This window comes from Streptomyces sp. NPDC054847, assembly GCF_053610925.1.
In genome coordinates this window covers 1-8210 of the sequence record NZ_JBSGZJ010000322.1, presented here as the reverse complement: position 1 = coordinate 8210, position 8210 = coordinate 1, and the positions used below count along the sequence as shown (strand labels likewise).

Here is an 8210-nt window from a genome sequence, read left to right as displayed (position 1 = left end):
GTGCTGGATGTCGCGCTGCTCGGCGTCGGTCAGGAGTCGCGCCGCCGCGTCCGCTGGTGTGTCGAAGCCGGCGCGGAAGGCGGCGTCGGAGAGCCGGTCGTCGGCCTCCTTCAGGCGCAGCGCGGTGCTGTCGACAGCGCGGACGGCGTCCGCCGCGGCGGTCAGCAGACCGGCCCGGCTCTCCAGCTGCGCGGCGCGCTCGGCGACGCTGCGGGCGCCGTCCCGCGCTCGGGACAGGTCGTCCTCGAGCAGGGCCAGTTCCTGGTCGAGGGCCTCCCGCCGGGAGGTGCGGGCGGCGCTGCGCCGCTCCGCATCCTGCCGCGCCGTGACCCGCTTCTCGTACTCCCGCTCCGCGCGTTCAAGTGCCTCTCGGGCTCCGTGTGTTCCGGCCGCCAGGTCGCGCGCGCCGGCGTACTCCCGCTCCAGTTCCTCCACCGCGCCGCGCAGGTCCGCCACCGCCGGGTCCTCGCCGGACCGGGGCACGGGGACGGTCGTGCCCGGCCGGGAGTGCCCGGCGGACGACGACTCCGGGCCGCGGGCCCTGGCAGCCGCCGAGGCCCGGGACTCGCCGAGCACGGCCAGCTCCCGTTCCGCGTCCTCCTTGGCCTTCCGCGCCTGTACATACCGGTCGTAGGCCGTGTCCTCTGCGGCACGGTCCACGTGTCCGGCGCCCGCTCGGGCCGGCGCCGGGTGCTCCACGGCGCCGCAGACGGCGCAGGCCTCGCCCGGGACGAGCGCGGAGGCCAGTTCCGTGGCGATGCCCTGGAGCCGGCGCTCCTTCAGGTCGAGCCAGGTCGCCTTGGCCTCGTTGGCGCGCTCGTGCAGGGTACGCAGCCGTTCGGCGGCCTTGTCCGCGCGGGCGGCGAGTTCGTCGCGTTCCTGCGCTGCGCGCAGTCTTTCGCGGGCCGGTTCGAGCCGGCCCGCGAGGTGTTCGGCCCGGGTGGCGGCCTCCTGCGCGGCCGTGATCCGTTCCTGGTGGCCGCGGCGGACGCCGTCCCACTCGGCGAGCCAGTCCGCCGCCTCGGCGAGGATGTCGTCGTCGGCGCGGGCCTGCCGGTCGAGGTCGGCCAGTTCGCGGGTGATGTCCGAGGCGCGGGCCTCGGCCCTGCGGGCGGCGTCCAGGCCGCCGAGCTCCTGGCGCAGCGCGCGTTCGGCTCCGGTGAGCCGGTCGGCGCCGGCGTCGGCGAGTTCGGCGGGCAGTGCGGTCCGGGTCCGTTCGCGTTCGGCGGCCGCCGTGCGGTGTTCGCGATCAGCGGCGTCGCGCATCCGCAGCGCCGGCTCGACGAGCGCGGCCTTGCGGGCCCGTTCCAGCCGGGCGCACCGGTTCTCGTGCTCCGCGCGCCGCGTCTCGAGGGCCTCGGAGCGCTCCAGCGCCTCCGCGTACCGCCGCTGGAGCCGGTCCAGTTCCTGTTCGGCCTCGAGGGCCCGGCGGGCGGCCGCCTGCCGGCTCTCGGCGGCGGCGAGGGCGTACTCGGCGATGTCGAGCCGCTCACGGGCGCCGGCGCGGGCCACCGCCGCCCATTGCAGGACGGCGTCCGCGAGGCCGGGGTCGCCGGGCTGCTGCTCGGGGCGGGTCCACTCCGCGGCCGCCGGGCCGGCGGCCTGCTCGATCCGGTGGGCGACGGCGAGCAGCCGTTCGTCGCCCGCCTTCACCTGGTGTTCGGCGGCGCGCCGCAGTTCGGCGAGGTGGTCCTCGACGGCGGCGAACCGGCGTGTGTCGAAGAGTCGTCCGAGGAGCTTGCCGCGGGCCTCCGCGTCGGCCCTGAGGAATCGGGCGAAATCGCCCTGCGGCAACAGGACGACCTGGCAGAACTGCTCGCGGCTCATCCCGAGGAGCTGGGTGATCTCCTCACCGATCTCCTGGTGCGACTTGCTGAGCGGCCGCCATTCGCCGCTCGCCGTGTCGTACTCGCGCAGCGTGCTGTGCGCCCGCTCGGTGACGAACCCCTTGCCGCGGGCCTTGGGGCGGGGCTGCGCCGGGCGCCGGGTGATCTCCAGCCGCCGCCCGGCGACGGTCAGTTCGAGGCTGACCTCGGTCGGCGTGCCGGCCGGGGCGTGGTCGCTGCGCAGCGATGTCCCCGGGCTCTGGCGCGCGCCGGGCACCGCGCCGTACAGCGCGAAGCAGACGGCGTCCAGCACGGACGTCTTGCCCGCCCCCGTCGGCCCGTGCAGCAGGAAGATGCCGGAGCTGGCGAGGGCGTCGAAGTCGACTTCCTGGGTGGCGCCGAACGGCCCGAACGCGGTGACGGCGAGTCTGTGCAGTCTCACCGGGCCACCTCGCGCACAGCGGCGTCGATCCGTACGTCCTCGAAGGCGGCGCGCAGGACGGTGCGCTCGCCGTCGTCGGGGCCGTTGCCGCCGCGTACGTGGGCGACGAAGTCCTCCGCGATCTGCTGGTCGCTGCGCCCGCGCAGGCGCTGGGCGTAGGAGGCGAACGCGTCCTGCGGGGCGCGGTCCGGCTCGAACACCAGGCTGAGGATGTGCGGGAAGCGCCGGGTCAGCCGCGCCATCGGATCCGCCGGGCGCACGGCGTCGGTGAGGGTGGCCTCCACGAACGACTCCTCGTGCCGCTCGAGCTCCGGGCTGTCCAGGAGCTCCTCGATGGTGCCGCGCAGCCGGGCGAGGGGGCGTGGCACGGGACAGTCGATCCGCTCGGCGGTGACGGCTCCGGAGGCGTCGAGGTCGACGAGCCACATCGTCTTACGGTGGTCGGTCTCGGAGAAGGAGTAGGCGAGCGGCGAGCCCGAGTAGCGGATCCGTTCGGTGATGGTCTGGCAGCCGTGCAGGTGCCCGAGGGCCACGTAGTCCACGCCGCGGAAGACACCGGAGGGGACGGCGCAGACACCGCCGACGGTGATGTCCCGCTCGCTGTCGCTCTCCTCGCCGCCCATGACGAAGGCGTGCGCGAGCACGACGGACCGGGTGCGTTCCTCGCGGGCGGCGAGGTCGTCCCGTATCCGCTCCATCGCCGCGGCCAGCACCGTCTCGTGGGCGGCCTTCTCCGTCCCGAACTCGTTCCTGACGAGGGACGGTTCGAGATAGGGCAGGCCGTAGCAGGCCACCGGGCCGTGTTCGTCGGCGAGCAGTACGGGGGTGCCGCAGCCCGCCGGGTCCGTGCGCAGATGTATGCCGGCCCTGTCGATGAGCCCTGCCCCGACGCCGAGGCGGCGGGCCGAGTCGTGGTTCCCGGAGATCATCACCGTCGGCACCCCGGCGTCCGCGAGCCGGTGCAGCGCCTGGTCGAACAGCGCCACGGCGGCGAGCGGCGGGACGGCCCGGTCGTACACGTCTCCCGCCACCAGCACCGCGTCGACCTCGCGCTCGCGCACCGTCGCCACCAGGTGGTCGAGGAACGCGGCTTGGGCGTCGAGCATGCTCACCCGGTGGAACGACCGGCCCAGGTGCCAGTCCGACGTGTGCAGGAGTCTCATGATCGGTGAGCGTATCGGTGGGGTCGGACAATGCGGGCGGCTTCACGCATCTCCGTACGCCTCGCCCCCGAGTTCCAGCCCGGCCGTGCCCGCCGTGACGTCCGCCAGCCACGCGCGGAAGGCGTCGACGTCGGCGTCGGGCAGCCCGATCCCGATGCGGACGGCGTCCGTGTATGTGACGTCGCGCACCTGACGGCCGGTCGCCCGGAGGTCGTTCTCCAGCTTCCCGGCGCGCTGGTGGTCGACGGTGACGGTGGCGAGCCGGAACCGTTTGCGGGTGACGGTGCCGAGCGCGTCCAGTGCCTCGCCGACGACCCCGCCGTAGGCCCTGATCAGCCCGCCCGCGCCGAGCTTGACGCCGCCGTAGTACCGGGTGACGACGGCGGCGACGTACCGGATCTCCCGGCGCATCAGCATCTGCAGCATGGGCACCCCGGCCGTGCCGCCGGGTTCGCCGTCGTCGCTCGCCTTCTGCACGGCCGCGTCGGCGCCGACGACATAGGCGAAGCAGTTGTGCGTGGCGGTCGGGTGCTCCCTGCGGATGCGCGCGACGAAGGCCTGGGCCTCCTCCTCCGTGGCGGCCGGGGCCAGCGCGCAGATGAAGCGCGATCGGTTGATCTCGGTCTCGTGGACACCCTCGCGGGCGACCGTCCGGTACTGCTCCTGCATCCGGCCACCCTATGCGCCGTCCGGGGCGGGTCCGGACACCGGGGAATCGTGCGGGCCTCCCACCCGTTCTCGTGGCATGTACGCAGACGCAGAGACGATCCGCAGAATCCTGACGGCCACGGGTGACACCTGGGCGGTGGTCGGCCTGTCCAACAACGAGGGACGGGCGGCATACGGCGTGGCCAAGGTGCTCCAGCGCTACGGCAAGCGCATCGTGCCGGTGCACCCGAAGGCCGAGACGGTCCACGGCGAGAAGGGGTACGCGAGCCTTGCCGACATCCCGTTCCCGGTGGACGTCGTCGACGTGTTCGTGAACTCGGGCATGGCCGGCGCGGTGGCCGACGAGGCCGTCGGCATCGGCGCGAAGGCCGTCTGGTTCCAGCTCGGCGTGATCGACGAGGAGGCGTACGCGCGCACCAGGGCGGCCGATGTGGACATGGTGATGGACCGGTGCCCCGCGATCGAGATCCCGCGGCTGGGCTGAGCCGCCGCAGCTCCCGGGCGTGGCGCGCGCCCCGCCCGGGCCGGTGTCAGATGCCGAGGCCCTCGACGACCACGGCGCCGGGCAGGGCGGCGAACGCCTTGCCCGGCAGGATCAGCTTGCCGCGCCGGCGGCCGCTGCCGACGAGGACCCACTCGGTGTCGACGACGGCCGGGTCCACCAGCAGCGGCCAGTCGGCGGGAAGCCCGAGCGGGGTGATCCCGCCGTACTCCATGCCGCTCTCGCCGGTCGCGGTCTCCATGGGCGCGAACGACACCTTGCGGGCGCCCAGTTGTCTGCGCACGGCACCGTTGACGTCGACACGGGTGTGGGACAGGACCAGGCATCCGGCGAGCGTGGTGGCTCCTCCCCGCTTCCCGGCGACGACGACGCAGTTCGCCGACTGCTCGAGCAGCTCGCGGCCGTAGTGCTCGACGAAGACGGCGGTGTCGGCGATCTCCGGGTCGGTGTCGACGTAAAGGATCTGCTCGGCCGGCACGTCGCCGTGCCAGGCTCGCACGGCCGCCGCGACGGGTGCGACGAGGAGGTCGAGGCAGTCGGGTGCGGGGGTGGCGTCGTCGAAGTTCCCGATGGGTGCGCGCATGTGCCGCACGTTAACACCACGCCGTACGGCGGCGATCGGGTGTTTCAGCGGACGGGCGGGACGGAGACGGCCATGATCACCTCGACGGCCTCTGCGCCCTCGTTTCGGTAGGCGTGCGGGACGTTCGCCTCGAAGGTGGCCGAGGTGCCGGCGGGGACGGCGTGAGCCTGTCCGTCGACGACGAGGGTCAGCTCACCGGCGGTGACGTGCAGCAGTTCCGTCGTCCCTTCGGGGTGCGGGTCGGAGGCGCTCTCGTCACCGGGCATCAGCCGCCAGGACCACAGCTCCAGCGGCCCGCCGCGCTCGTTGCCGACGAGGAGCGTGGTGGAGCTGCCGGTGGAGGTTGACCACATACGGACGGCCTGCTCCGGGGGGACGATGCGGACCTGGGCGCCCTGCTCGTAGTCGAGGAGCGTGGTGATGCTGACGCCGAGGGCGTCGGCGAGTTTCACCGTCGTACCGACGCTGGGGTTGGTGCGCGCCTGCTCGATCTGGATGATCATTCCCCGGCTGACCCCGGAACGGGCGGCGAGAGCGTCCAGGGTGAAGCCCCGCTCGCCGCGCCAGTGCTTGAGGTTGCGGGCGAGCGACTGCGTGAGCTGGTCGAGGTCCGACACATTCCGTCCAATATCTTGGATGACAGAGTTCAATAGATTGCACTACCGTGTGGTGCACCAATTCGTTCACCGCACTGTACTGCGAGGCATCGCATGACCGCACTCTTCGCCCTGGCCACCAGCCTCCTGTGGGGACTGGCCGACTTCGGCGGCGGCCTGCTCACGCGACGCACCCCCGCGCTCACCGTGGTCGTCGCCTCCCAGTCCGTCGCGGTGGTGGTCCTCGGCGCGATCGTCGTCGCGACCGGCGGCTTCGCGGAGGCCGGACCGCGCCTCTGGTACGCCGTGGCGGCCGGCGCGGTGGGACCGGTGGCGATGCTCTGCTTCTACAAGGCCCTCGCGCTCGGCCCGATGGGCGTCGTCTCACCCCTCGGCTCCCTCGGCGTCGCCGTCCCCGTCGGCATCGGGCTCCTGCTGGGCGAGCGGCCCGGAGTGCTCCAGTTCGCGGGGATCGCGGTGGCCGTGGCCGGCATCGTCCTCGCGGGCGGACCCGAGCTGCGCGGCGCGCCGGTGCAGCGCCAGGCGGTCCTGATGACGCTCGTCGCGGCCTTCGGGTTCGGCGCCGTACTGGCTCTGATCGCGGAGGCGTCGACCACGCTCACCGGACTGTTCCTGGCGCTGTTCGTCCAGCGCGTGACCAACGTCGCCGTCGGCGGGGCCGCCCTGTGGGTGTCGGTCAGGCGCGGCGGCCGGGCGCTGCCGGAGGACGGAGGCCTGCGGACCGTCCTGCGCTCGCTGCCCGCGCTCGCCTTCGTCGGCCTCGCGGACGTGGCGGCCAACGGCACGTACTCGATCGCCGCGCAGACCGGGCCGGTCACGGTGGCCGCGGTGCTGGCCAATCTGTATCCGGTGGTGACGGTCTTCGCGGCGCTGCTGATCCTCAAGGAACGGCTGCGCGCGGTGCAGGCCGCCGGCGCCGGGCTTGCACTGGTGGGCACGGTCCTGCTGGCGAGCGGCTGATCAGCGCCCTTCGAGCTCGGACACGGCCCGGCCGGGAGCCGCCGCCCCGGGCACCGTCCCGTCCTCGGCACTCGTCCACGGCACAGCCACGCCGTCGACGCCCGTCCGCGGCAGTTCCTTCTCGAGCGCGGCGAGCGCCCGCAGCTGCTCCGGGGTGACGCCCTCCGGGATGGGCACCGGCGCGGGCGTACGCAACGGCGGCTGCCAGCCGCCCGCCTCGTCCCACCGCCGTACGACGCGGGCGGGGGCGCCCGCCACCACCGAGTGGTCGGGCACCTCCCCCCGCACGACCGCGCCCGCCGCCACCACCACGTTGCGGCCCAGCCGGGCGCCGGGAAGGATCACCGCGCCCGTCCCGAGCCAGCAGCCGGGGCCGATCGAGACCGGATCGGTGCGGGGCCACTGCTTGCCGACCGGCTCGTGCGGGTCGTCGTAGCTGTGGTTCGTCGAGGTGATGTAGACGTACGGACCGCAGTACGTGTCCGAGCCGATGGTCACCCGGGTGTCGGCGATGACATGACTGCCGCGCCCCAGGACCACCCCGTCCCCGAGGGTCAGGATCGGATCGGGGCCGAGATCCAGGCCCGGCATCATCCCGGCGGTCAGGGTCACCTGCTCGGCGATGATGCAGTGCTCACCCAGCTCGATCCACGGTTCGCCGAAGACGGTCCCCTGCGGGAAGGCGAGCCGGGTGCCGCCCCCGATCCGCCGGAAGTCGAGCCGCCCGGGGCGGTCGGCCGTGACGGCGCCCGCCTCCTGCACCAACTGCCAGCCGCGGTGGACGGCACGTGCGAGCCCGCGGCGCCACCAGGCGGCAGGCGATGAGAACGTGTTTCTGTTCTTCGGCACCCGCCCACGGTAGTCGGCCCTGGCCTCCCGACGGGCGTGACGTGCTGTGATGTTCACCCCAAGAGCCACCCGCCGCGCGCCGTTTACCACGGGAAGCGGCTCTCGCAGGCCACTTCGCGCGCAACTCCACCGTTCTGTGGACAGTGCGCGCACTCCCGAGTCCGCGACCTCCCCCGTGGCTAGCATGAGCACCGCACGCTCCCGGAGGATCACCGTCAGTGATCGGCGTCAATACGTCGCCCGTGGCAGGCGATTCGGGCCGATGCGCCGGCCGGCCGCCTGTTTCCCACAGCTCTTCCCGCACTCGAGCAGCGAGGGATCGCGGAATGTCAGTGGCTCCCACACCACACCGGACACCTACGTCACGGCGTTCCCCCGTGCCTCTTCCGCTGACCGCGCTGCTGGCGGCCGCCCTGGCCGGTGGAGCGGTCGTCGTGGCCGCTCCCGCCTCCGCCCGCGCATGGCTGGCCGCGACGGTCTGCGTCGCCTGGCTGGGCGTCGCCGCCGGCACCGCGTCGGCGACGCTGCGCCGGCACCGGGGCGCGAACGACGCCGCGAGCGGCGAACTGCGCACGCTCCAGGCCCGGTCGGCGCAGCTC

At 73.6% G+C, this 8210-nt stretch carries 8 protein-coding genes and 1 pseudogene; 3 read left to right on the top strand and 6 right to left on the bottom strand.

The features are described from left to right. The 3 genes from ACWGH4_RS25750 to ACWGH4_RS25740 all read right to left on the bottom strand — a co-directional run. A partial coding sequence (locus ACWGH4_RS25750; RefSeq protein WP_453465133.1) for an AAA family ATPase occupies positions 1-2268 on the bottom strand: 2268 nt, incomplete at its 3' end. After that, positions 2265-3431 carry an exonuclease SbcCD subunit D gene (locus tag ACWGH4_RS25745; protein ID WP_453465130.1) on the bottom strand — a complete coding sequence of 389 codons (1167 nt, stop codon included), beginning with the start codon at positions 3429-3431 and terminating at the stop codon, positions 2265-2267. The genes ACWGH4_RS25745 and ACWGH4_RS25750, both read right to left, overlap by 4 nt. A 42-nt stretch (positions 3432-3473) precedes the next feature. Further along, positions 3474-4100 (bottom strand): YigZ family protein, encoded by a 627-nt coding sequence (locus ACWGH4_RS25740; protein WP_441265956.1) that lies wholly within the window; start codon positions 4098-4100, stop codon positions 3474-3476. Between the two features lie 76 nt (positions 4101-4176). Between ACWGH4_RS25740 and ACWGH4_RS25735 the strand changes: the two genes are divergently transcribed. Further along, complete coding sequence (locus tag ACWGH4_RS25735; RefSeq protein WP_453465126.1) at positions 4177-4584, top strand: CoA-binding protein; 408 nt, start codon at positions 4177-4179, stop codon at positions 4582-4584. A 46-nt stretch (positions 4585-4630) separates the two neighbouring features. Here ACWGH4_RS25735 and ACWGH4_RS25730 read toward each other — a convergent pair whose 3' ends face one another. Both ACWGH4_RS25730 and ACWGH4_RS25725 read right to left on the bottom strand, forming a co-directional pair. After that, a complete protein-coding gene (locus ACWGH4_RS25730) occupies positions 4631-5185 on the bottom strand; it encodes a YbaK/EbsC family protein (RefSeq protein WP_453465123.1) in 555 nt (184 codons plus the stop codon). A 44-nt stretch (positions 5186-5229) separates the two neighbouring features. Then, the gene (locus ACWGH4_RS25725; protein WP_441265959.1) at positions 5230-5802 is read right to left on the bottom strand and encodes a cupin domain-containing protein; all 573 of its coding nucleotides are present in this window, start codon (positions 5800-5802) and stop codon (positions 5230-5232) included. Between the two features lie 93 nt (positions 5803-5895). Between ACWGH4_RS25725 and ACWGH4_RS25720 the strand changes: the two genes are divergently transcribed. Then, on the top strand, positions 5896-6762 hold the full coding sequence (locus tag ACWGH4_RS25720; RefSeq protein WP_360037644.1) for a DMT family transporter: 867 nt from the start codon (positions 5896-5898) through the stop codon (positions 6760-6762). On the opposite strand, the gene ACWGH4_RS25715 is transcribed toward ACWGH4_RS25720, so the two are convergent. Next, complete coding sequence (locus ACWGH4_RS25715; RefSeq protein ID WP_453465120.1) at positions 6763-7611, bottom strand: DapH/DapD/GlmU-related protein; 849 nt, start codon at positions 7609-7611, stop codon at positions 6763-6765. Between the two features lie 377 nt (positions 7612-7988). Here ACWGH4_RS25715 and ACWGH4_RS25710 point away from each other — a divergent pair. Next, positions 7989-8210 (top strand): annotated as a pseudogene (locus tag ACWGH4_RS25710) (ATP-binding protein); the annotation flags it as partial.